The sequence below is a fragment of the Streptomyces sp. NPDC021225 genome (assembly GCF_044332865.1).
GTDB lineage: Bacteria > Actinomycetota > Actinomycetes > Streptomycetales > Streptomycetaceae > Streptomyces.
Window position 1 is genome coordinate 50,307 of record NZ_JBIRPV010000010.1, and the last position, 22,048, is coordinate 72,354.

20 protein-coding genes are annotated in these 22,048 nt (G+C 71.6%); 19 read left to right on the plus strand and 1 reads right to left on the minus strand.

Features of this window, described 5'->3' with window-relative positions; all coding sequences use genetic code 11:
- Nucleotides 1-5: 5 nt before the first annotated feature.
- The 13 genes from ACH4S9_RS34210 to nusB all read left to right on the plus strand — a co-directional run bounded on the left by ACH4S9_RS34210 (nucleotide 6) and on the right by nusB (nucleotide 13,048).
- Complete coding sequence (locus ACH4S9_RS34210; RefSeq protein WP_398375452.1) at nucleotides 6-335, plus strand: DUF6167 family protein; 330 nt, start codon at nucleotides 6-8, stop codon at nucleotides 333-335.
- Entirely contained in the window at nucleotides 335-3,019 is a 2,685-nt protein-coding gene (alaS, locus tag ACH4S9_RS34215) for an alanine--tRNA ligase (RefSeq protein WP_398375454.1), read from the plus strand. The genes ACH4S9_RS34210 and alaS overlap by 1 nt, the downstream gene beginning before the upstream one ends.
- Nucleotides 3,016-3,489, plus strand: coding sequence for a Holliday junction resolvase RuvX (gene ruvX, locus ACH4S9_RS34220; protein WP_311725910.1), 474 nt, complete (start codon nucleotides 3,016-3,018; stop codon nucleotides 3,487-3,489). The genes alaS and ruvX overlap by 4 nt, the downstream gene beginning before the upstream one ends.
- Nucleotides 3,490-3,585: 96 nt before the next feature.
- Complete coding sequence (mltG, locus tag ACH4S9_RS34225; protein WP_398375455.1) at nucleotides 3,586-5,454, plus strand: endolytic transglycosylase MltG; 1,869 nt, start codon at nucleotides 3,586-3,588, stop codon at nucleotides 5,452-5,454.
- A 6-nt stretch (nucleotides 5,455-5,460) separates the two neighbouring features.
- Nucleotides 5,461-6,309 carry a shikimate dehydrogenase gene (locus tag ACH4S9_RS34230; protein WP_398375457.1) on the plus strand — a complete coding sequence of 283 codons (849 nt, stop codon included), beginning with the start codon at nucleotides 5,461-5,463 and terminating at the stop codon, nucleotides 6,307-6,309.
- Nucleotides 6,310-6,437: 128 nt separating this feature from the next.
- Entirely contained in the window at nucleotides 6,438-7,622 is a 1,185-nt protein-coding gene (gene aroC / locus ACH4S9_RS34235; RefSeq protein ID WP_311725812.1) for a chorismate synthase, read from the plus strand.
- Between the two features lie 44 nt (nucleotides 7,623-7,666).
- Nucleotides 7,667-8,149: a shikimate kinase gene (locus tag ACH4S9_RS34240; RefSeq protein ID WP_358846311.1), complete on the plus strand. Its 483-nt coding sequence runs from the start codon at nucleotides 7,667-7,669 to the stop codon at nucleotides 8,147-8,149.
- On the plus strand, nucleotides 8,146-9,240 hold the full coding sequence (gene aroB / locus ACH4S9_RS34245) for a 3-dehydroquinate synthase (RefSeq protein WP_398375459.1): 1,095 nt from the start codon (nucleotides 8,146-8,148) through the stop codon (nucleotides 9,238-9,240). Before ACH4S9_RS34240 ends, aroB begins: the two co-directional genes overlap by 4 nt.
- A complete protein-coding gene (gene aroQ, locus ACH4S9_RS34250) occupies nucleotides 9,237-9,677 on the plus strand; it encodes a type II 3-dehydroquinate dehydratase (protein ID WP_311725815.1) in 441 nt (146 codons plus the stop codon). Before aroB ends, aroQ begins: the two co-directional genes overlap by 4 nt.
- A 150-nt stretch (nucleotides 9,678-9,827) precedes the next feature.
- The gene (locus ACH4S9_RS34255) at nucleotides 9,828-10,760 is read left to right on the plus strand and encodes a Pro-rich N-terminal domain-containing protein (RefSeq protein WP_398375461.1); all 933 of its coding nucleotides are present in this window, start codon (nucleotides 9,828-9,830) and stop codon (nucleotides 10,758-10,760) included.
- A gap of 91 nt (nucleotides 10,761-10,851) precedes the next feature.
- A complete protein-coding gene (locus ACH4S9_RS34260) occupies nucleotides 10,852-11,967 on the plus strand; it encodes an aminopeptidase P family protein (protein WP_311725817.1) in 1,116 nt (371 codons plus the stop codon).
- 59 nt (nucleotides 11,968-12,026) lie between these two features.
- On the plus strand, nucleotides 12,027-12,593 hold the full coding sequence (efp, locus tag ACH4S9_RS34265) for an elongation factor P (protein ID WP_311725818.1): 567 nt from the start codon (nucleotides 12,027-12,029) through the stop codon (nucleotides 12,591-12,593).
- Nucleotides 12,594-12,595: 2 nt separating this feature from the next.
- Nucleotides 12,596-13,048, plus strand: coding sequence for a transcription antitermination factor NusB (nusB, locus tag ACH4S9_RS34270; protein ID WP_311725819.1), 453 nt, complete (start codon nucleotides 12,596-12,598; stop codon nucleotides 13,046-13,048).
- 138 nt (nucleotides 13,049-13,186) lie between these two features.
- Here nusB and bldD read toward each other — a convergent pair whose 3' ends face one another.
- Complete coding sequence (bldD, locus tag ACH4S9_RS34275; RefSeq protein WP_014056259.1) at nucleotides 13,187-13,687, minus strand: transcriptional regulator BldD; 501 nt, start codon at nucleotides 13,685-13,687, stop codon at nucleotides 13,187-13,189.
- Between the two features lie 196 nt (nucleotides 13,688-13,883).
- On the opposite strand from bldD, the gene pyrR reads away from it, so the two are divergent.
- From pyrR to carB, 6 genes are all read left to right on the plus strand, one after another.
- Nucleotides 13,884-14,477 carry a bifunctional pyr operon transcriptional regulator/uracil phosphoribosyltransferase PyrR gene (gene pyrR / locus ACH4S9_RS34280; RefSeq protein WP_352129130.1) on the plus strand — a complete coding sequence of 198 codons (594 nt, stop codon included), beginning with the start codon at nucleotides 13,884-13,886 and terminating at the stop codon, nucleotides 14,475-14,477.
- A gap of 167 nt (nucleotides 14,478-14,644) precedes the next feature.
- The gene (locus ACH4S9_RS34285) at nucleotides 14,645-15,622 is read left to right on the plus strand and encodes an aspartate carbamoyltransferase catalytic subunit (protein ID WP_311725822.1); all 978 of its coding nucleotides are present in this window, start codon (nucleotides 14,645-14,647) and stop codon (nucleotides 15,620-15,622) included.
- 2 nt (nucleotides 15,623-15,624) lie between these two features.
- Nucleotides 15,625-16,920, plus strand: a complete 1,296-nt coding sequence (locus tag ACH4S9_RS34290; RefSeq protein WP_385346584.1) for a dihydroorotase — start codon at nucleotides 15,625-15,627, stop codon at nucleotides 16,918-16,920.
- Nucleotides 16,917-17,546, plus strand: a complete 630-nt coding sequence (locus tag ACH4S9_RS34295; protein ID WP_398375463.1) for a hypothetical protein — start codon at nucleotides 16,917-16,919, stop codon at nucleotides 17,544-17,546. The genes ACH4S9_RS34290 and ACH4S9_RS34295 overlap by 4 nt, the downstream gene beginning before the upstream one ends.
- Entirely contained in the window at nucleotides 17,543-18,682 is a 1,140-nt protein-coding gene (gene carA / locus ACH4S9_RS34300) for a glutamine-hydrolyzing carbamoyl-phosphate synthase small subunit (protein WP_398375465.1), read from the plus strand. Before ACH4S9_RS34295 ends, carA begins: the two co-directional genes overlap by 4 nt.
- Nucleotides 18,675-21,986 carry a carbamoyl-phosphate synthase large subunit gene (gene carB / locus ACH4S9_RS34305; protein ID WP_385346578.1) on the plus strand — a complete coding sequence of 1,104 codons (3,312 nt, stop codon included), beginning with the start codon at nucleotides 18,675-18,677 and terminating at the stop codon, nucleotides 21,984-21,986. Before carA ends, carB begins: the two co-directional genes overlap by 8 nt.
- The last annotated feature ends 62 nt before the right edge of the window (nucleotides 21,987-22,048 follow it).

Below are 22,048 nucleotides of genomic sequence, written 5' to 3' on the forward strand. Positions count from 1 at the left end.
CCGGAATGTTCCGCCGCACGTTCTGGTTCACCACCGGGGTCGCAGCCGGTGTGTGGGCCACCACCAAGGTCAACCGCAAGCTGAACCAGCTGACCCCCGAGAGCCTGGCGGCGCAGGCCGCCGACCGGGCGGTGCTGGCGGGGCGGCGGATCAAGGTCTTCGCGCTCGACGTACGCGAGGGCATGGCCGACCGGGAGGCGGCGCTCAAGGACGCCCTCGGCCTGAGCGCGGCGCCCCCGCGGGACCGGAAGCAGCTGCCCGCTCAGCGCGGACGCGCCCAGCTCACGCAGAATTACTTGTACAACCACCCAAAAGCCGGAAATGAGGACCACTGATGGAGTCGGCTGAAATCCGCCGCCGCTGGCTGCGCTTCTTCGAAGAGCGCGGGCACACCGTCGTGCCGTCGGCGTCGCTCATTGCGGACGACCCGACGCTGCTGCTGGTCCCCGCGGGCATGGTCCCCTTCAAGCCGTACTTCCTGGGCGAGGTGAAGCCGCCCTTCGACCGCGCCGTCAGCGTGCAGAAGTGTGTGCGCACGCCGGATATCGAAGAGGTCGGCAAGACCACCCGCCACGGCACGTTCTTCCAGATGTGCGGCAACTTCTCCTTCGGCGACTACTTCAAAGAAGGCGCCATAAAGCTCGCCTGGGAGCTGCTGACCACCTCCGTCGCGGACGGCGGCTACGGCTTGGAGCCCGAGAAGCTCTGGATCACCGTCTACAAGGAGGACGACGAGGCCGAGCGCATCTGGCGTGACGTCATCGGCGTCCCCGCCGAGCGCATCCAGCGCCTGGGCATGGGCCCGAACTTCTGGTCCATGGGCGTCCCCGGCCCCTGCGGCCCCTGCTCGGAGATCAACTACGACCGCGGCCCCGAGTTCGGCGTCGAGGGCGGCCCGGCCGTCAACGACGAGCGGTACGTGGAGATCTGGAACCTGGTCTTCATGCAGTACGAGCGGGGTGCGGGCGAGGGCAAGGAGGACTTCCCGATCCTCGGCGACCTGCCCTCCAAGAACATCGACACCGGTCTCGGCCTCGAACGCCTTGCGATGATCCTCCAGGGCGTCCACAACATGTACGAGACCGACAACCTGCGCGCCGTGATCGACAAGGGCACGGAGCTGACCGGCGTCGCCTACGGCGCCGGCCACGACTCCGATGTCTCGCTGCGCGTGGTCGCCGACCACATGCGCACCTCCGTGATGCTCATCGGCGACGGCGTCACCCCCGGCAACGAGGGCCGCGGCTATGTGCTGCGCCGCATCATGCGCCGCGCCATCCGCAACATGCGCATCCTCGGTGCCACCGAGCCGGTGGTCAACGAGCTCGTCGACGTCGTCCTGAAGTCGATGGGCCAGCAGTACCCGGAGCTGCTGACCGACCGCAAGCGCATCGAGACCGTGGCCCTCGCCGAGGAGGCCGCCTTCCTGAAGACGCTGAAGGCCGGCACCAACATCCTCGACACCGCCGTCACCGACACCAAGGCCGCCGGCGGCACGGTGCTCTCCGGCGACAAGGCGTTCCTGCTCCACGACACCTGGGGCTTCCCGATCGACCTCACCCTCGAGATGGCAGCCGAGCAGGGCCTCTCGGTGGACGAGGACGGCTTCCGCCGCCTGATGAAGGAGCAGCGGGAGCGGGCCAAGGCCGACGCCAGGGCCAAGAAGACCGGCCACGCCGACCTGTCCGCCTACCGCGAGGTCGCCGACACCGCCGGCTCGACCGTCTTCACCGGCTACACCGACACCGAGGGCGAGTCCACCGTCGTCGGCCTGCTGGTCGACGGCGTGCCCTCGCCCGCCGCCACCGAGGGCGACGAGGTGGAGGTCGTGCTCGACCGCACCCCGTTCTACGCCGAGGGCGGCGGCCAGCTCGCCGACTCCGGCCGGATCCGGCTGGACTCCGGCGCCGTCGTCGAGGTGCGGGACGTCCAGCAGCCGGTGCCCGGGGTCAGCGTGCACAAGGGCACCGTCCAGGTGGGCGAGGTGACCCTGGGCGCCGGGGCGTACGCCCAGATCGACGTCAAGCGTCGGCGCGCCATCGCCCGCGCCCACAGCGCCACCCACCTCACCCACCAGGCGCTGCGCGACGCCCTGGGCCCGACCGCCGCCCAGGCGGGTTCGGAGAACTCGCCCGGCCGCTTCCGCTTCGACTTCGGCTCGCCGGCCGCCGTGCCCGGCGCGGTCCTCACCGACGTCGAGCAGAAGATCAACGAGGTGCTCTCCCGCGAGCTCGATGTCACCGCCGAGGTGATGAGCATGGAGGAGGCCAAGAAGCAGGGCGCCATCGCCGAGTTCGGCGAGAAGTACGGCGACCGGGTGCGCGTGGTGACCATCGGCGACTTCTCCAAGGAGCTGTGCGGTGGCACGCATGTGCACAACACCGCCCAGCTGGGTCTGGTGAAGCTGCTCGGCGAGTCCTCGATCGGCTCCGGCGTGCGCCGGGTCGAGGCCCTGGTCGGCGTGGACGCGTACAACTTCCTGGCTCGCGAGCACACCGTCGTCTCCCAGCTCACCGACCTGGTCAAGGGTCGGCCTGAGGAGCTGCCGGAGAAGATCTCCGGGATGCTGGCCAAGCTCAAGGAGGCCGAGAAGGAGATCGAGCGGTTCCGCGCCGAGAAGGTTCTCCAGGCCGCCGCCGGGCTGGCCGCGGGCGCCAAGGACGTCCGGGGCGTGGCCCTGGTCACCGGCCGGGTGCCGGACGGCACGGCCGCCGACGACCTGCGCAAGCTGGTGCTGGACGTGCGCGGACGGCTGGGTCAATCGTCGGGGGCTGGTGACCGCCCGGCTGTCGTCGCCCTGTTCTCCGTCGCAGGCGGCCGCCCGGTGACCGTCATCGCCACCAACGAGGCCGCCCGCGAGCGCGGCATCAAGGCCGGCGACCTGGTCCGCGCCGCCGCCAAGACCCTCGGCGGCGGAGGCGGCGGCAAGCCGGACGTCGCCCAGGGCGGCGGCCAGAACCCCGAGGCCGTCGACGAGGCCGCCGCCGCCGTCGAGCGGCTCGTCGCGGAAGCGGCCTGAGCGCCGTGCGACGCGGCAGGCGCATCGCGATCGACGTCGGGGACGCCCGGGTCGGGGTCGCCTCGTGCGACCCCGACGGGATCCTCGCCACCCCGGTGGAGACCGTGCCGGGGCGGGACATCCCGGCCGCCCACAAGCGGCTGGTGGCCATCGTCGAGGAGTACGAGCCGATCGAGGTGGTGGTCGGCCTTCCCCGCTCGCTCAGCGGGCGGGAGGGGCCGGCCGCGGCCAAGGTGCGCACCTTCGCGCGGGAGCTGGCGCGCCGCGTCGCGCCGGTCCCGGTGCGGCTGGTCGACGAGCGTATGACGACGGTCACAGCGGCCCAGGGTCTGCGGGCTTCCGGCGTGACATCGAAGAAGGGCCGCGCGGTCGTTGATCAGGCGGCCGCGGTGGTCATTCTGCAAAGCGCACTGGAGACCGAGCGTGTCTCCGGGCGGGCGCCGGGCGAGGCCGTCGAAGTGGTCATCTGATCGCGATACGGTAACGTTCCGCGCGGCCAAGGCAGCCGTCGCCTGGCGTGAGAACGGGCGACTCCTCGGCTGCCGACGTGCGTCGCTAGGGGTTTGATGACTGACTACCGCCGGGGTACCGGCTCCCAGCCGTGGGATCCTGAGGACCCGCTGTACGGGGACCAGGGATGGGGCGGGCACCAGACGGTGGCCGGTCATGATCAGTACGCCCAGGGGACCTACGCGCAGGAGCCGCACGCCCAGCACGGCTCATACGGCCACGACGGCTACGACGGCTACGGCCAGGACCCTTACGGCCAGGGCGGCCAGCAGCAGGGTGGCCAGCAGGGGCAGTATCCGCAGCAGGGGTACGGGCAGGACGGCTACGGACAGCAGGGCTACGCCCAGGACCCGTACGCCGCTCAGGATCCGTATGGCCACGACCCGTACGCGCACCAGCAGTACCCTCAGGGCTACCCGCAGGATCCCCAGCAACAGCAACAACAACAGCCTCAGCAGCCCCACCAGCCGCACTGGGACGGCCACGACACCGGCAGCTACCCGCAGCAGGCCCAGCAGCCGCAGCAGCAGTACGGCAACGGCGGCTGGGAGGGCGGCCACGCCGCGCCCGGCGACCCTTACGGCGGACAACAGCAGGCCCCCCAGGAGCCCGTCGCGGCCCAGGTCCCGCAGGCCAGACAGGCCGAGCACGACCAACCCGACGAGCCCGACGACGACCACCCGTTCTTCCGGGACGACGACGGCGCGGGCGACACCCGCCGCGACGACCGGCCCGACCGCGGCGGCCGGGCCGGCCGTGACGACCGCGGCGACGACGAGTACGACGACGACTACGACGAGGATGAGGACGAGTCGCGCGGCGGCCGGGAGGGCCGCAACAAGCCCCCCAAGCGCCGCAGCGGTGTGGCCTGCCTGTTCGTGACCGTGGTGCTGGTCGGCGTCGTCGGCGGAGGCGGTTACTTCGCCTACCAGTTCTGGCAGAGCCGCTTCGGCCCGGCGCCGGACTACTCGGGCGACGGCAGCGGTGAGATCACGGTCGAGATCCCCGCAGAGGCGAGCGTGACCGCCATGGGGAACATCCTCAAGGACAAGGGCGTCGTGAAGAGCACCGGCGCGTTCATCGAGGCCGCCGACGCGAACCCGAAGGGCGGCAGCATCCAGCCCGGCTCGTACACGCTGCGCAAGCAGATGTCCGCGGCGGCGGCCGTGAAGCTGATGATCGACCCGGCGAGCAGCAACGGCCTGATCGTCACCGAGGGCATGCGCAACGCGCAGGTCTACGCCGCGATCGACAAGAAGATCGGCCTCAAGGCGGGCACGACCAAGGACATCGCGGCCAAGGAGGCCAAGAACCTCGGGCTGCCGGACTGGGCCGACGACAACTCCAAGATCAAGGATCCGCTGGAAGGGTTCCTCTACCCGTCCCGCTACAGCGTCGGCAAGGACGCCAAGCCCAAGGACGTCCTGCGGCAGATGGTCGCCCAGGCGAAGAAGAACTACGCCAACTTCGACATCGAGGGCAAGGCCAAGGACCTGGGCCTGAAGTCGCCGCTCGAACTCCTCACCGTCGCCAGCCTGGTCCAGGCGGAGGGCGTCACCCATGACGACTTCCGCCAGATGGCCGAGGTGATCTACAACCGCCTCGAACCCGGCAACACCCAGACCAATGGCAAGCTGGAATTCGACTCGACGTACAACTACATCAAGAACCAGAGCAAGATCGATATCTCGCTGCAAGAGATCAAGAACTACGACAACCCCTACAACACGTACTTCTACCGGGGGCTGACGCCGGGTCCGATCGGGAACCCCGGGGAGGACGCGCTGGTGGCGGCGACCAAGCCCACCAAGAGCGGCTGGTTCTACTTCATCTCGCTCGACGGCAAGACGACCAAGTTCACCAAGACGTACGCCGATCACCAGAAGCTCGTCGACGAGTTCAACCGGCAGCGCAAGAACAGCTGAGGAAAGATGTCGGAAAACCGCAGGGCCGCGGTGCTCGGCTCGCCGATCGCCCACTCCCTGTCCCCGGTGCTCCACCGCGCCGCCTACGAGAAGCTGGGCCTGGCCGGTTGGGCCTACGACCGCCACGAGGTGGACGAGGCCGCGCTGCCCGGCTTCTTCGAGCGGCTGGAGGAGACGGCGGGAGCCCGCCCCTGGGCGGGGCTGTCCCTGACCATGCCGCTCAAGCGCGCGGTCATCCCGCTGCTCGACGGGATCAGCGACACGGCGGCGTCGGTCGAGGCGGTCAACACGGTCGTCTTCACCGACGACGGCCGCCGGACCGGCGACAACACCGATATCCCGGGCATGGTGGCGGCGCTGCGCGAGCGCGGCGTGGAGCGGGTGGCGGGCGCCGCGGTGCTGGGCGCCGGGGCCACCGCCTCCTCGGCGCTGGCCGCGCTGTCCCGCGTCTGCGAGGGCGAGGTCACCGCGTATGTCCGCAGCGAGGCGCGGGCCGCGGAGATGCGGCAGTGGGGCGAGCGGCTGGGGGTGGCGGTCCGCACGGCGGACTGGGCCGACGCGGCCGAGGCGTTCCGCGCGCCCCTGGTGATCGCCACCACCCCCGCGGGCACCACGGACGAGCTGGCCGCAGCCGTGCCCGACCGCCCCGGTGCCCTCTTCGACGTGCTGTACGACCCGTGGCCGACGCGGCTCGCCGCCGCCTGGGCGGCGCGCGGCGGCGCGGTGGTCAGCGGTCTGGACCTGCTGGTGCACCAGGCGGTGCTCCAGGTCGAGCTGATGACGGGCCTGGCCCCGGCCCCCCTGACCGCGATGCGCGAAGCGGGCGAGGCGGCCCTCGCCGGGCGGGCGAGCTGAGTCCCGCCTGTTGGACCGGCGCTCGTAGGGCTTCTCGGACGTGGGAGGATCGGAGGTGGCGGGCCCGGGGCCGCGCGCTCCCCGAGGCCATGCCGCCGTACGTCGAGGCGCGAGCATGAGGAGCACCGTTGAGCAGGTTGCGCTGGCTGACCGCGGGGGAGTCGCACGGCCCCGCACTCGTGGCGACGCTGGAGGGGCTGCCCGCCGGTGTGCCGATCACCACCGACATGGTCGCGGACGCCCTCGCCCGCCGGCGGCTCGGCTACGGCCGCGGCGCCCGGATGAAGTTCGAGCGTGACGAGGTCACCTTCCTCGGCGGGGTCCGCCATGGGCTGACCCTCGGCTCCCCCGTCGCGATCATGGTCGGGAACACCGAGTGGCCGAAGTGGGAGCAGGTCATGGCGGCCGACCCGGTGGATCCGGAGGTGCTCGCCGGGCTCGCCCGGAACGCGCCGCTGACCCGGCCCCGCCCCGGCCACGCGGACCTGGCCGGCATGCAGAAGTACGGCTTCGACGAGGCCCGGCCGATCCTGGAGCGGGCCAGCGCCCGCGAGACCGCCGCGCGCGTCGCGCTCGGCACGGTCGCCCGCTCGTACCTGAAGGAGACGACGGGCATCGAGATCGTCTCGCATGTCGTGGAGCTGGCCGCGGCCAAGGCCCCGTACGGCGTGTACCCGACCCCCGCGGACGTGGAGCGGCTGGACGCCGACCCGGTGCGCTGCCTGGACGCGGACACGAGCGACGCGATGGTCGCCGAGATCGACCAGGCCCACAAGGACGGCGACACCCTCGGCGGCGTCGTCGAGGTGCTGGCGTACGGCGTGCCGGTGGGCCTCGGCTCGCATGTCCACTGGGACCGGCGGCTCGACGCCCGCCTGGCCGCCGCGCTGATGGGCATCCAGGCCATCAAGGGCGTGGAGGTCGGCGACGGCTTCGAGCTGGCCCGGGTGCCCGGCTCCGAGGCGCACGACGAGATCGTGCCGGGCGAGGACGGCGTCCGGCGGGCCACCGGCCGCTCCGGTGGCACCGAGGGCGGTCTGACCACGGGCGAGCTGCTGCGGGTGCGCGCCGCGATGAAGCCGATCGCGACCGTGCCGCGGGCCCTGGCCACCATCGACGTCGCGACCGGCGAGCCGACCAAGGCCCACCACCAGCGGTCCGATGTGTGCGCGGTGCCGGCCGCCGGCATCGTCGCGGAGGCGATGGTGGCGCTGGTCCTCGCGGACGCGGTCGCGGAGAAGTTCGGCGGCGACTCGGTCACCGAGACCCGCCGCAATGTGCGGGGCTTCCTCGACAACCTGGCCGTCAAGTGACCGGCCGGGGGGCGAACGGTCCGGCGATCGTGCTGGTCGGGCCCATGGGTGTGGGGAAGACCACAGTTGGGCGGGTGCTCGCCGAGCGGCTCGGCACCGGCTTCCGGGACACCGACACCGACATCGTCGAGGCGGCGGGCAAGCCCATCTCCGAGATCTTCATCGACGAGGGCGAGCCGCACTTCCGTGAGCTGGAGCGGCAGGCGGTGCGCGCCGCGGTCGCCGAGCACCGCGGCGTACTGGCCCTCGGCGGCGGCGCGATCCTGGACGACGGAACCCGCGCCCTGCTGGCCGACCTGCCGGTCGCCTTCCTGGAGATGGGCGTCGCCGAGGCGGTCAAGCGCACCGGCCTCGACGCGCCGCGCCCGCTGCTCGCCGTCAATCCGCGGCAGCGCTGGCGGGAGCTGATGGAGGAGCGCCGTCCGCTGTACACCGAGGTGGCCCGCGCGGTCGTGTCGACCGAGGGCCGCACCCCCGAGGACGTCGCCGACGCGGTCCTCGACGCACTGGAGCTGAAGGACGCATGAGCACCGACACCCCCACCCGTATCCAGGTCGGCGGCACCGCGGGCAGCGAGCCGTACGAGGTCCTGGTCGGCCACCGGCTGCTCGGCGAGCTGCCCGGCCTCATCGGCACGGCAGCCAAGCGCGTCGCCGTGCTGCACCCGGAGTCGCTGGCCGAAACCGGCGAGGCCATCCGCCAGGACCTCCTGGGCGAGGGCTATGAGCCCATCGCGATCCAGCTGCCCAACGCGGAGGAGGCCAAGACCGCCGAGGTCGCCGCGTACTGCTGGAAGGCGCTCGGCCAGACCGGGTTCACCCGCAGCGACGTGATCATCGGCGTCGGCGGGGGCGCCTCCACCGACCTCGCGGGCTTCGTCGCCGCGACCTGGCTGCGCGGGGTGCGCTGGATCGCCGTCCCGACGACCGTGCTCGGCATGGTGGACGCGGCGGTCGGCGGCAAGACCGGCATCAACACCGCCGAGGGAAAGAACCTGGTGGGCGCCTTCCACCCGCCGACCGGGGTGCTGTGCGACCTGGCCGCGCTCGACTCGCTGCCGGTCAACGACTACGTCAGCGGCCTCGCCGAGATCATCAAGGCGGGCTTCATCGCCGACCCGGCGATCCTGGAGCTGATCGAGGCGGACCCGGAGGCCGCCCGCACCCCCGCGGGGCCGCACACCGCCGAGCTCATCGAGCGCTCCATCCGGGTCAAGGCCGAGGTCGTCTCCTCCGACCTCAGGGAGGCCGGGCTGCGGGAGATCCTCAACTACGGCCACACCCTCGCCCACGCCATCGAGAAGAACGAGCGCTACAAGTGGCGGCACGGCGCGGCGGTCTCCGTCGGCATGGTCTTCGCCGCCGAACTGGGCCGTCTCGCGGGGCGGCTGGACGATGCCACGGCCGACCGGCACCGCGCGGTCCTGGGCTCCGTCGGCCTGCCGCTGACCTACCGCGGCGACCAGTGGCCCCGGCTGCTGGAGACCATGAAGGTCGACAAGAAGTCCCGCGGCGACCTGCTGCGCTTCATCGTCCTCGACGGTCTGGCCAAGCCCGCGGTGCTGGAGGGCCCGGACCCGGCCGTGCTGCTCGCGGCCTACGGAGAGGTGTCCGCGTGACCCGGAAGGTGCTCGTCCTCAACGGCCCGAACCTGGGGCGGCTCGGCAGCCGTGAGCCGGATGTCTACGGCGCCACCTCCTACGCCGGTCTGGTGGAGGAGTGCGCGAAGCTCGGCGCCGAACTCGGCTTCGACGTGGACGTACGGGAGACCAACGACGAGGGGGAGCTGATCCGCTGGCTGCACGAGGCGGCCGACGGTTCGATCCCGGTCGTCATCAACCCCGGTGCCTTCACGCACTACTCGTACGGCATGCGGGACGCGGCGGCGCAGCGCACCGCGCCGCTGGTCGAGGTGCACATCTCCAACCCGCACGCGCGGGAGGAGTTCCGTCACAACTCTGTCATCGCGGCCGTCGCCAGCGGCACCGTCGCGGGGTTCGGAATCGGTTCGTATCGCCTCGCTTTGCGTGCATTGGCGGACGAACTGGCCGGTTGACGGCGCTGGGCTGGGCACACACGGTATTCCCCGGCCGTTCACACAGCGGCGGCCGGGGCGGGTACCGTTCGGTTGGACCGGCCTCACCGCCGCCTCACCACGCGACAGTTGCCAGTACCAGACCGCCTGCACGAGACGGAGTGCCACCGGATGCAGCACTCAGTGGGAGCTCCGCTGCCGCCCCCCCATCAGCCCGGGCACGGGCCGGGCGCGGGCGGCGCCGGCTGGCCCCAGGGCACGAGCCCCCACCCGGGCCCCCCGCCGGCCCAGCACCCTGGCCCCCACCCGGCCCAGCACCCTGTCCAGCCCCCTGGCTCCCACCCCCCTGGCTCCCACCCTGCCCAGCCCCCTGGCTCCCACCCTGCCCACCCTGTTCCGCCCATTCCGCCGGCCCCGCTCCACCCGACCCCGGCCCCGCCGCCCATGGACCCGTCCGGGGCCACCGGCCACATCCAGCTCCCGCCCGGCGGCCCGGTGCCGCTGCCGCACCCGCCGACGGGCGGCGCGGCGGTGGCCGACGCCTCGCAGGCGGCGGTGGCGGTGCTGCTGATCGGCCCGGCCGGAGCGGGCAAGACGACCGTCGCGCGCCACTGGGCCGACCGCCGGCGGGTGCCGACCGCGCACATCAGCCTGGACGACGTCCGCGAGTGGGTCAGGTCCGGATTCGCCAACCCGCAGTCGGGGTGGAACGAGAACTCCGAGGCGCAGTATCGTCTCGCCCGCCGCACGTGCGGCTTCGCCGCCCGTAACTTTCTGGCCAACGGCATCTCCTGCATCCTGGACGACGCCGTCTTCCCGGACCGCCCGGTCGTGGGCCTCGGCGGCTGGAAGCGCCATGTCGGCCCCGGCCTGCTGCCCGTCGTGGTGCTGCCGGGCCTTGAGGTCGTCCTGGAGCGGAACGCGGCGCGCAGCGGCAACCGCCGGCTGAGCGACGAGGAAGTGGCCAGGATCCACGGCCGGATGGCCGGCTGGTACGGCTCGGGCCTGCCGATCATCGACAACTCCACCTACGACGTGGAGACCACGGCCCGGATGCTCGACGAGGTCGTCGCCCGCAGCATCGCCTCCCCGCCCAGCTGGTAGGCGCGCCCGGCCGGCAGGGCCGGGAAGGGCCGCTCACCCGCGGGGACCCGTCCGAACGGCCGCCCGGGGCGGCACCGCCTACGCTCGGAGCATGTCCCAGGCGTACGCGGCCCGACGTGCCCGACTGCGCGATCAGTGCGCGGCGGCGGGCAGTGAGGCCGCGCTGGTCTCCCGGCCCGCCAATGTGCGCTATCTGTGCGGCGCCGCCGTGCCGCCCGGCGCCGTGCTGCTGCTGGGGCCGGTCCAGGATGTGCTGGTGGCGCCGCTGACGCCGTCCTGGGAGCCGCTCCCCGGCGGCTCACCCCACCCCGAGGACCTGCGGATTCTGGTGCTGCCCGGCGAGAGCGGGGACCCGGCCGTGGCCGCCGCCGACCTGGCCGCCGCGGACGGCGCCGAGTCGCTGGCCGTCGAGGAGCACCATCTGACCGTGGCCCGCCACCGGGCGCTCGCCGCGGCCGTCCCGCCACTGCGCCTGGCGGATCTGGGCCGGGCCGTGGAGCAGCTGAGGCTGGTCAAGGACGAGGAGGAGATCTCCTGTCTGCGGATCGCCGCCGAGCTCGCCGACCAGGCGCTGGGCGAGCTGCTGGAGTCGATCCTGGTCGGCCGGACCGAGCGGCATCTGGCGCTGGAGCTGGAGCGCAGGCTGGTGGACCACGGCGCGGACGGCCCTGCCTTCCCCACGGTCGTGGCCACCGGTCCGAACTCGGGCCGGGCCGGGCACACGCCCACCGACCGGCGGGTCGAGGAGGGCGACTTTCTCACCATCGGCCTGGGCGCCGACTACCGCGGCTACCGCTGTGAGGTGGGGCGCACCTTCGTGATCGGCCCGTCGCCCGCCACCTGGCAGGTGGAGCTGTACGACGCGGTGTTCGCGGCGCAGCGGGCCGGACGGGAGGCGCTGGTGCCGGGCGCGGCCTGCCGGGATGTGGACCGGGCGACCCGGCAGGTGCTGGAGTTCGCGGGGTTCGGCGAGGGGCTGGCACGGCGGATGGGACACGGCGTGGGCCTGGAAATCGACGAGGACCCTCGGCTGGCACCCGCGGCCATGGGTAAACTGGACGCTTGTGTGCCGGTCACTGTCGAACCGGGGGTCCACCTCCCGGGCCGGGGCGGTGTCCGGATCGATGACACGCTCGTCGTCCGCTCCGAGGCGGACGGCGGACCCGAGCTACTCACCATTACGACCAAGGAGCTGCTCGCGCTCTGACTGTGGAGCGTCGCATCTTTCTGGTTTCCACCAGCTGTAGTCCAGGAGATCCCGCAACCGTGGCATCCACGAACGACCTCAAGAATGGCCTGGTGCTCAAGCTCGACGGGGGCCAGCTCTGGTCCGTCGTCGAGTTCCAGCACGTCAAGCCCGGCAAGGGCCCTGCTTTCGTCCGCACCAAGCTCAAGAACGTGCTGTCCGGCAAGGTGGTCGACAAGACCTTCAACGCCGGCGTGAAGGTCGAGACGGCAGTTGTCGACAAGCGCGGCATGCAGTTCTCGTACAAGGACGGCGAGAGCTTTGTGTTCATGGACATGGACACCTTCGATCAGATCTACATCAGCCCCGAGGTGGTCGGCGACAACGCCCGCTATCTGCTCGAGGGCTTCGAGGCCGTCGTGGCGATGTACGAGGGCAACCCGCTGTACATCGAGCTGCCGGCCGCGGTCGAGCTGGTGATCGAGTACACCGAGCCGGGCGTCCAGGGCGACCGCTCCACCGGCGGCACCAAGCCCGCCAAGCTGGAGACCGGCTATGAGATCGGTGTCCCGCTGTTCATCACCACCGGTGAGAAGATCAAGGTCGACACCCGTTCCGGTGAGTACCTCGGTCGGGTGAACAACTAACCGTGGCCGCCCGCAACAAGGCCCGCAAGCGTGCCTTCCAGATCCTTTTCGAGGCCGATCAGCGTGGCACCTCCGTGCAGACGGTCCTCGCGGACTGGATCCGGCACGCCCGGACCGACGACCGGCAGCCGCCGGTCAGCGAATACACGATGCAGCTCGTCGAGGGGTACGCCCAGTACACGGCCCGGATCGACGAGCTGATCTCCACCTACGCGGTGGGCTGGACGCTGGACCGGATGCCGGTCGTCGACCGGAACATCCTGCGGCTCGGCGCCTACGAACTGGTGTGGGAGGACGAGACCCCGGACGCGGTGGTGATCGACGAGGCGGTGCAGCTCGCCAAGGAGTTCTCCACCGATGACTCGCCGGCCTTCGTCAACGGGCTCCTGGGCCGCTTCAAGGAGCTGAAGCCGAGCCTGCGCAGGGGCGAGCAGGAGTCCTCCTCGGAGGCCTGAGCGCACACGCACAGAGCGCACCAAGCCGCCGGGGGCGGTGGAACCGGATGGTCCCACCGCCCCCGGCGGCACGTTTCTGCTGGTCGTTGACGTTATCTGATGGCTCTGCCGACAACTCCCAAGAGGCCGCGCGCGGCGTCAGACGTCCTCGTGCTGGACGGCCCGGCGCGCATCCGCGCCCAGCACACCCCAGCTGATCAGCTGCTCGGTGAGCACCGAAGGCGACTGGTCGTAGATCACGGCGAGGGTGCGCAGGTCGTCCTGGCGGATCGACAGCACCTTGCCGTTGTAATCACCGCGCTGGCTCTGGATCGTGGCGGCATATCGCTGGAGCGGGCCCGCCTTCTCGACCGGCACATGGGCCAGCCGCTCGAGGTCCAGCACCAGCTTGGGCGGAGGCTCTGCGGCCCCGGCCGGGCTGGTGCCCGGGAGAAGTTCCTGGACCGGGACGCCGTAGAAGTCGGCCAACTCGGCGAGGCGCTGCACGGTCACGGCACGGTCCCCGCGCTCGTACGAGCCGACCACGACGGCCTTCCAGCGGCCCTGGGACTTCTCCTCGACACCGTGAAGGGAGAGGCCCTGCTGGGTGCGGATGGCACGGAGCTTGGCTCCGAGCTGTTTGGCGTATTCGCTGGACATAAAGCTCCCCGGACGAAGACTGGTAACTCACTGTGAGGTTACGCAGCGTAATCTCCATTCGTCAAGCCGAACGGTGCGCAGGGGCCACCGCCAGGGGTGATGCCGGGCCGCCGGCCCACCCCTGCTAATGTGAATGGCGCAAATCCGACGTCCTTTAAGGTCCGTCCCGTGAGGCGGAGAAGGAGGTCCGTTTCGTATGGACGCACGTACCACCAACGCGGCCGACGCGGCGCGCTCCGTGCTCGAGGCACCGGACATCGCCCGCGTTCTGACCCGCATCGCCCACGAGATCGTCGAGCGCGCCAAGGGCGCCGACGACGTGGTGCTGCTCGGCATCCCGACCCGGGGTGTGCACCTCGCCCGGCGGCTGGCCACCCGGCTCGAGGAGATCACCGGCAGGGCCCCCGGCCAGGTTCCCGTCGGCTCGCTCGACATCACCATGTACCGCGACGACCTGAGGCTGCGCCCGGCCCGAGCGCTCGCCCGCACCGACATCCCCGGCGACGGCATCGACGGCCGCCTGGTGGTCCTGGTCGACGATGTGCTCTTCTCGGGCCGCACCATCCGCGCCGCGCTCGACGCCCTGGGCGACATCGGCCGGCCCCGCGCCGTCCAGCTCGCGGTCCTGGTCGACCGCGGCCACCGCGAGCTGCCGATCCGCGCCGACTACGTCGGCAAGAACCTCCCCACGTCGCTGCGGGAGACGGTCAAGGTCCAGCTCACCGAGGAGGACGGCCGCGACAGCGTGCTCCTCGGCGTGCGCGGGACCGCCCCCGCGGACGGGCAGTAGCCCCGCCCGGAGCCGCCGCGGCACGGAGTCGGCCCCACGGCCGCCGATGGACCCGCCGGACCCACCGGAGCCCCGGTGGACCGTCCGGGGCCCGGTACGCCGGCCACGACGCCGTCCCGCGCGCCCGCCGCACGCCTGAACATCTCCCTCACCCACGGAGCAACCGGATGAAGCGCCACCTCATCTCGGCCGCCGATCTCACGCGCGACGACGCCGTCCTGATCCTCGACACCGCCGAGGAACTGGCCCGAATCGCCGACCGGCCGATCAAGAAACTGCCGACCCTGCGCGGCCGTACCGTCGTCAACCTCTTCTTCGAGGACTCCACCCGCACCCGCATCTCGTTCGAGGCGGCCGCCAAGCGGCTGTCCGCCGACGTCATCAACTTCTCCGCCAAGGGCTCCTCGGTCTCCAAGGGCGAGTCCCTGAAGGACACCGCGCTCACGCTGGAGGCCATGGGCGCCGACGCCGTGGTCATCCGCCACCACGACTCCGGCGCCCCGCACCGGCTGGCCACCTCCGGCTGGATCGGCGGCTCGGTCGTCAACGCCGGGGACGGCACCCATGAGCACCCCACCCAGGCGCTGCTCGACGCCTTCACCATGCGCCGCCATCTGACCTCGGGCAGCGGCCAGGACCTGGCGGGCCGCCGGATCACCATCGTCGGCGACATCCTGCACAGCCGGGTCGCCCGCTCCAACGTCCATCTGCTGTCCACCCTGGGCGCCGAGGTGACCCTGGTCGCCCCGCCGACCCTGGTGCCCTTCGCCGTCGAGAGCTGGCCGTGCGAGGTCTCGTACGACCTCGACGCGGTGGTCGGCAAGTCCGACGCCGTGATGATGCTGCGCGTCCAGCGCGAGCGCATGAACGACGCCTTCTTCCCCACCGAGCGCGAGTACGCGCGCCGGTACGGGCTTGACGGCGACCGGATGGCCCGCATGCCCGAGCACGCCATCGTCATGCACCCCGGCCCCATGAACCGCGGCATGGAGATCACCGCCGAGGTCGCGGACTCCGACCGCTGCACCGCCGTCGAGCAGGTCGCCAACGGCGTCTCGATCCGCATGGCCGTCCTGTATCTGCTGCTCGGCGGGAACGAGCCCGCCGTCGCCACGTCCCGCACCGCCACCGAGGAGAGCAAGTAACCATGAGCGACACCGACAAGACCCTCCTCCGCGGCGCGAAGGTCCTCGGCGGCGAGGCGCGTGACGTGCTCATCGAGGGCGAACGGATCGCCGCCGTCGGCACCGGCATCGACGCGGGCGACGCCACCGTGATCGACGCCACAGGGCAGATCCTGCTGCCCGGCCTGGTCGACCTCCACACCCATCTGCGCGAGCCCGGCCGCGAGGACTCCGAGACCGTCCTCACCGGCACCCGCGCGGCCGCCTCGGGCGGCTTCACCGCCGTCCACGCCATGGCCAACACCTTCCCGGTCGCCGACACCGCGGGCGTCGTGGAGCAGGTGTGGCGGCTCGGCAAGGAGTCCGGCTACTGCGACGTACAGCCCGTCGGCGCCGTCACCGTCGGCCTGGAGGGCAAGAAACTCGCCGAGCTGGGCGCCATGCACGACTCCGCCGCGGGCGTGCGGGTCTTCTCCGACGACGGCAAGTGCGTGGACGACGCCGTGATCATGCGCCGCGCCCTGGAGTATGTGAAGGCCTTCGACGGGGTCATCGCCCAGCACGCGCAGGAGCCGCGGCTGACCGAGGGCGCCCAGATGAACGAGGGCGTGGTCTCCGCCGAGCTCGGCCTCGGCGGCTGGCCGGCCGTCGCCGAGGAGTCGATCATCGCCCGCGATGTGCTGCTCGCCGCCCACGTCGGCTCCCGGGTGCACATCTGCCATCTGTCCACCGCGGGCTCGGTCGAGATCGTCCGCTGGGCCAAGTCCAAGGGCTGGAACGTCACCGCCGAGGTCACCCCGCACCACCTGCTGCTCACCGACGAGCTCGTACGCTCCTACGACCCCGTCTACAAGGTGAACCCGCCGCTGCGCACTGAGACCGACGTCATGGCGCTGCGCGAGGCGCTCGCCGACGGCACCATCGACTGCGTCGCCACCGACCACGCCCCGCACCCGCACGAGGACAAGGACTGCGAGTGGGGCGCGGCGGCCATGGGCATGGTCGGCCTGGAGACCGCGCTCTCCGTCGTCCAGCACACCATGGTCGACACCGGCCTGCTGGACTGGGCGGGCGTGGCCGACCGGATGTCGCACCGCCCCTCGGCCATCGGCCGGCTGGCGGGCCACGGGCGCCCCATCGCCCCCGGGGAGCCCGCCAACCTCACGCTGCTCGACTCCGCATACCGTGGTGTGGTGAACCCCGCGGGCTTCGCCTCGCGCAGCCGCAACACTCCCTACGAGGGCCGTGAACTGCCGGGCCGTGTGACGTACACCTTCCTGCGGGGCCGGGCGACGGTCGTGGACGGGAAACTGGCGTGAAACCTCTGATCAATCCGGTCGATCCGGCGGCGGGCCACCTGGTGCGCCTGGCGGCCGAGCAGAAGTCGCAGGACGTGACGGACTGGGCCGCGCGCATCGGCTGGGTCGTGGGTCTGCTGCTCTTCATCGCGCTCGTCTACTGGCTGATGCGCGAGGGGTGGAAGTGGCGGGGCACGCTCCAGGGCGATCTGCCCGAGCTGCCGCAGCCCCCGGCCCCCGCCGAGCTCGGGCCCGCCCGGCTGTCCCTGGCCGGCCGCTACCACGGCTCGACCACCGCCGGGCAGTGGCTCGACCGGATCGTCGCCCAGGGCCTGGGCACCCGCAGCCGCGTCGAGCTCACCCTGACCGAGGAGGGCCTGGCCGTCGTACGCCCCGGGGCGCGCGACTTCTACATCCCGGCCGGCAGCCTCCGCGGTGCCCGGCTCGACAAGGGCATCGCCGGCAAGGTCCTCGCCGAGGGCGGCCTGCTGGTGATCACCTGGCAGCTGGGCGACCGCCTGATCGACTCCGGCTTCCGCTCCGACCGCGCGGCCGAACACACCGCGTGGGTGGACGCCCTCACCGAACTTTCCGGCGGCCCCAGCGACGCGGCCGCCACCTCGCACGACATGGAAGGCGCACGATGACCACCTCCACCAGGGGTGCCAAAACCCCAGCAGTCCTCGTCCTGGAGGACGGCCGCACCTTCCGCGGCCGGGCCTACGGGGCCGTGGGGGAGACCTTCGGCGAGGCGGTGTTCTCCACCGGCATGACCGGCTACCAGGAGACCCTGACCGACCCCTCGTACCACCGGCAGGTCGTGGTCATGACCGCCCCGCACGTCGGCAACACCGGCGTCAACGACGAGGACCCGGAGTCGAAGCGGATCTGGGTCGCGGGCTATGTGGTCCGCGACCCCGCCCGGGTGCCCTCCAACTGGCGCTCGCGCCGCTCCCTGGACGAGGAGCTGGCGACCCAGGGCGTGGTCGGCATCAGCGGCATCGACACCCGCGCGCTCACCCGCCATCTGCGCGAGCGCGGCGCCATGCGGGTCGGCATCTTCTCCGGCGAGGCGGTGGCCGACGAGGCGGCGCTGCTGGCCAAGGTGCGGGCCGTGCCGGAGATGAAGGGCGCGGACCTCAGCGGTGAGGTCGCCACCACGGAGCGTTATGTCGTCCCCGCGATCGGCACCAAGCGCTTCACCGTCGCCGCGGTCGACCTGGGCATCAAGGGCATGACCCCGCACCGGATGGCCGAGCGCGGTATCGAGGTGCATGTGCTGCCCGCGACCGCCACGGTCGAGGACGTCTACGCCGTCAGCCCGGACGGGGTGTTCTTCTCCAACGGGCCGGGCGACCCGGCCACCGCCGACCACCCGGTCTCCGTGATGCGGGCGGTCCTGGAGCGCGGCACGCCGCTGTTCGGCATCTGCTTCGGCAACCAGATCCTCGGCCGCGCGCTGGGCTTCGGCACCTACAAGCTGAAGTACGGCCACCGTGGGATCAACCAGCCCGTACAGGACCGCACGACCGGCAAGGTCGAGGTCACCGCGCACAACCACGGCTTCGCCGTCGATGCCCCGCTCGACAGGGTCTCCGACACCCCCTACGGCCGCGCCGAGGTCTCCCACGTCTGTCTGAACGACAACGTGGTCGAGGGCCTCAAACTGCTCGACCGCCCCGCGTTCAGCGTCCAGTACCACCCCGAGGCCGCCGCCGGCCCGCACGACGCTGCCTACCTGTTCGACCGCTTTGTCTCCCTGATGGAGGGCCAGCGTGCCTAAGCGCACCGACATCCAGTCCGTTCTGGTCATCGGCTCCGGCCCGATCGTCATCGGCCAGGCCGCCGAATTCGACTACTCCGGCACCCAGGCCTGCCGCGTCCTCAAGGCGGAGGGGCTGCGGGTCGTACTGGTCAACTCCAACCCGGCGACGATCATGACCGACCCGGAGATCGCCGACGCCACGTATGTCGAGCCGATCACCCCGGAGTTCGTCGAGAAGATCATCGCCAAGGAGCGCCCCGACGCGCTGCTGCCCACCCTCGGCGGGCAGACGGCCCTCAACACCGCGATCTCCCTCCATGAGGCGGGCACCCTCGAGAAGTACGGCGTCGAACTGATCGGCGCCAATGTCGAGGCCATCCACAAGGGCGAGGACCGCGACCTCTTCAAGGAGGTCGTGGAGGCCGTCCGCACCAAGATCGGCCACGGCGAGTCCGCCCGCTCGGTCATCTGCCACTCCATGGACGACATCCTCGCGGGCGTCGAGACGCTCGGCGGCTACCCCGTCGTTGTACGCCCCTCCTTCACCATGGGCGGCGCCGGCTCCGGCTTCGCCCATGACGAGGAGGAGCTGCGCCGCATCGCCGGCCAGGGCCTGGCGCTCTCGCCCACCACCGAGGTGCTCCTCGAGGAGTCCATCCTCGGCTGGAAGGAGTACGAGCTGGAGCTGATGCGCGACAAGCACGACAACGTCGTGGTCGTCTGCTCCATCGAGAACTTCGACCCCATGGGCGTGCACACCGGCGACTCGATCACCGTCGCGCCCGCGATGACGCTGACCGACCGCGAGTACCAGGTGCTCCGCGACATCGGCATCGCCGTCATCCGCGAGGTCGGCGTCGACACCGGCGGCTGCAACATCCAGTTCGCGGTCAACCCCGACGACGGCCGGGTCATCGTCATCGAGATGAACCCGCGGGTCTCCCGGTCCTCGGCGCTCGCCTCCAAGGCGACCGGCTTCCCCATCGCCAAGATCGCGGCCAAGCTCGCCGTCGGCTACACCCTCGACGAGATCCCCAACGACATCACGCGGGAGACCCCGGCCTCCTTCGAGCCCACGCTCGACTATGTCGTCGTCAAGGTGCCGCGCTTCGCCTTCGAGAAGTTCCCGGCCGCCGACGCCCGCCTCACCACCACCATGAAGTCGGTCGGCGAGGCCATGGCCATCGGCCGCAACTTCACCGAGGCGCTCCAGAAGGCGCTGCGCTCGCTGGAGAAGAAGGGCAGCCAGTTCGACTTCACCGGCGACCCGGGCGACAAGGCGGAGCTGCTGGTCCGGGCCGAGGTCCCCACCGACGGCCGGATCAACACCGTGATGCAGGCCATCCGCGCCGGGGCCACCCCTGAGGAGGTCTTCGAGGCCACGAAGATCGACCCGTGGTTCGTCGACCAGCTCTTCCTGATCAAGGAGATCGCCGACGAACTGGCGGCCGTCGAGAAGCTGGAGCCGGAGCTGCTCGCCGAGGCCAAGCGGCACGGCTTCTCCGACGCCCAGATCGCGGCCATCCGCTCGCTGCGCGAGGACGTCGTCCGCGAGGTGCGGCACGCGCTGGGGGTGCGGCCCGTCTACAAGACCGTCGACACCTGCGCCGCCGAGTTCGCCGCCAGGACCCCGTACTTCTACTCCTCCTACGACGAGGAGTCCGAGGTCGCGCCCCGCGACAAGCCCGCCGTGATCATCCTGGGCTCGGGCCCCAACCGGATCGGCCAGGGCATCGAGTTCGACTACTCGTGTGTGCACGCCTCCTTCGCGCTGCACGACGCGGGCTACGAGACCGTCATGGTCAACTGCAACCCGGAGACCGTCTCCACCGACTACGACACCTCCGACCGGCTCTACTTCGAGCCGCTCACCCTGGAGGACGTCCTGGAGATCGTCCACGCCGAGCAGCAGGCGGGCCCCGTCGCGGGCGTCATCGTCCAGCTCGGCGGCCAGACCCCGCTGGGCCTGGCCCAGGCGCTCAAGGACAACGGCGTGCCGGTCGTCGGCACCTCGCCCGAGGCGATCAACCTCGCCGAGGAGCGCGGCGCCTTCGGCCGGGTGCTGACCGAGGCCGGGCTGCCCGCGCCCAAGTACGGCACCGCCTTCTCCTTCGCGGAGGCCAAGGGCATCGCCGCCGAGATCGGCTACCCGGTCATGGTCCGCCCCTCGTACGTGCTCGGCGGGCGCGGCATGGAGATCGTCTACGACGAGCCCTCCCTGGCCGCCTACCTGGAGCGGCACGCCGGGCTGATCTCCGAGCACCCGGTCCTCATCGACCGCTTCCTCGACGACGCCATCGAGATCGACGTGGACGCGCTCTACGACGGCCACGAGCTCTACCTCGGCGGCGTCATGGAGCACATCGAGGAGGCCGGTATCCACTCCGGTGACTCGGCCTGCGCGCTGCCCCCGATCACCCTCGGCGGCTTCGACATCAAGCGGCTGCGGGCCTCCACCGAGGCCATCGCGCGCGGCGTCGGGGTGCGCGGTCTGATCAACATCCAGTTCGCGATGGCCGGGGACATCCTGTACGTCCTGGAGGCGAACCCGCGCGCCTCCCGTACGGTCCCCTTCACCTCCAAGGCCACCGCCGTGCCGCTCGCCAAGGCTGCCGCCCGCATCTCGCTGGGCGCGACCATCGCCGAGCTGCGCGCCGAGGGCCTGCTGCCGAGCAGCGGCGACGGCGGCACGCTCCCGCTGGACGCGCCGATCTCCGTCAAGGAGGCCGTGATGCCGTGGAGCCGGTTCCGCGACGCGTCCGGGCGCGGCGTGGACACCGTCCTCGGCCCGGAGATGCGCTCCACCGGCGAGGTCATGGGCATCGACTCGGTCTTCGGCGCGGCGTACGCCAAGTCGCAGGCCGGGGCGTACGGGGCGCTGCCCAACAAGGGCCGCGCGTTCGTGTCCGTCGCCAACCGCGACAAGCGCTCGATGATCTTCCCGGCGCGCGAGCTGGTCGCCCTCGGCTTCGAGCTGCTGGCCACCTCCGGCACCGCCGAGGTGCTCAAGCGCAACGGCATCAACGCGACCGTGGTGCGCAAGCAGAGCGAGGGCGAGGGGCCGAACGGCGAGAAGACCATCGTCCAGCTCATCCACGACGGCGAGGTCGACCTGATCGTCAACACCCCCTACGGCACCGGCGGCCGGCTGGACGGCTACGACATCCGCACGGCGGCCGTCGCCCGCGCCATCCCCTGCCTGACCACGGTCCAGGCCCTCGCGGCCGCCGTCCAGGGCATCGAGGCGCTCGGCCGGGGCACGGTCGGCGTCCGGTCCCTTCAGGAGCACGCGGAGCATCTGACCGCGGCCCGCGCGCGGTAGCGGCGCAGGGCGCCGGGGCACCCGCCCCGGCGCCCGTCCGCCCCGTATCCGCCCCTGGCCCT

Bases quoted from the DNA above. Each gene is read 5' to 3' on its own strand.
- bldD (WP_014056259.1), bottom strand. From the start codon at position 13,687: ATGTCCAGCGAATACGCCAAACAGCTCGGAGCCAAGCTCCGTGCCATC.
- ACH4S9_RS34230 (WP_398375457.1), top strand. From the start codon at position 5,461: ATGTCGGAAAACCGCAGGGCCGCGGTGCTCGGCTCGCCGATCGCCCAC.
- ACH4S9_RS34290 (WP_385346584.1), top strand. From the start codon at position 15,625: ATGAGCGACACCGACAAGACCCTCCTCCGCGGCGCGAAGGTCCTCGGC.
- ACH4S9_RS34240 (WP_358846311.1), top strand. From the start codon at position 7,667: ATGGGTGTGGGGAAGACCACAGTTGGGCGGGTGCTCGCCGAGCGGCTC.
- ACH4S9_RS34210 (WP_398375452.1), top strand. From the start codon at position 6: ATGTTCCGCCGCACGTTCTGGTTCACCACCGGGGTCGCAGCCGGTGTG.
- ACH4S9_RS34260 (WP_311725817.1), top strand. From the start codon at position 10,852: ATGTCCCAGGCGTACGCGGCCCGACGTGCCCGACTGCGCGATCAGTGC.
- aroB (WP_398375459.1), top strand. From the start codon at position 8,146: ATGAGCACCGACACCCCCACCCGTATCCAGGTCGGCGGCACCGCGGGC.
- mltG (WP_398375455.1), top strand. From the start codon at position 3,586: ATGACTGACTACCGCCGGGGTACCGGCTCCCAGCCGTGGGATCCTGAG.
- pyrR (WP_352129130.1), top strand. From the start codon at position 13,884: ATGGACGCACGTACCACCAACGCGGCCGACGCGGCGCGCTCCGTGCTC.
- ACH4S9_RS34285 (WP_311725822.1), top strand. From the start codon at position 14,645: ATGAAGCGCCACCTCATCTCGGCCGCCGATCTCACGCGCGACGACGCC.
- ACH4S9_RS34255 (WP_398375461.1), top strand. From the start codon at position 9,828: ATGCAGCACTCAGTGGGAGCTCCGCTGCCGCCCCCCCATCAGCCCGGG.
- alaS (WP_398375454.1), top strand. From the start codon at position 335: ATGGAGTCGGCTGAAATCCGCCGCCGCTGGCTGCGCTTCTTCGAAGAG.
- carA (WP_398375465.1), top strand. From the start codon at position 17,543: ATGACCACCTCCACCAGGGGTGCCAAAACCCCAGCAGTCCTCGTCCTG.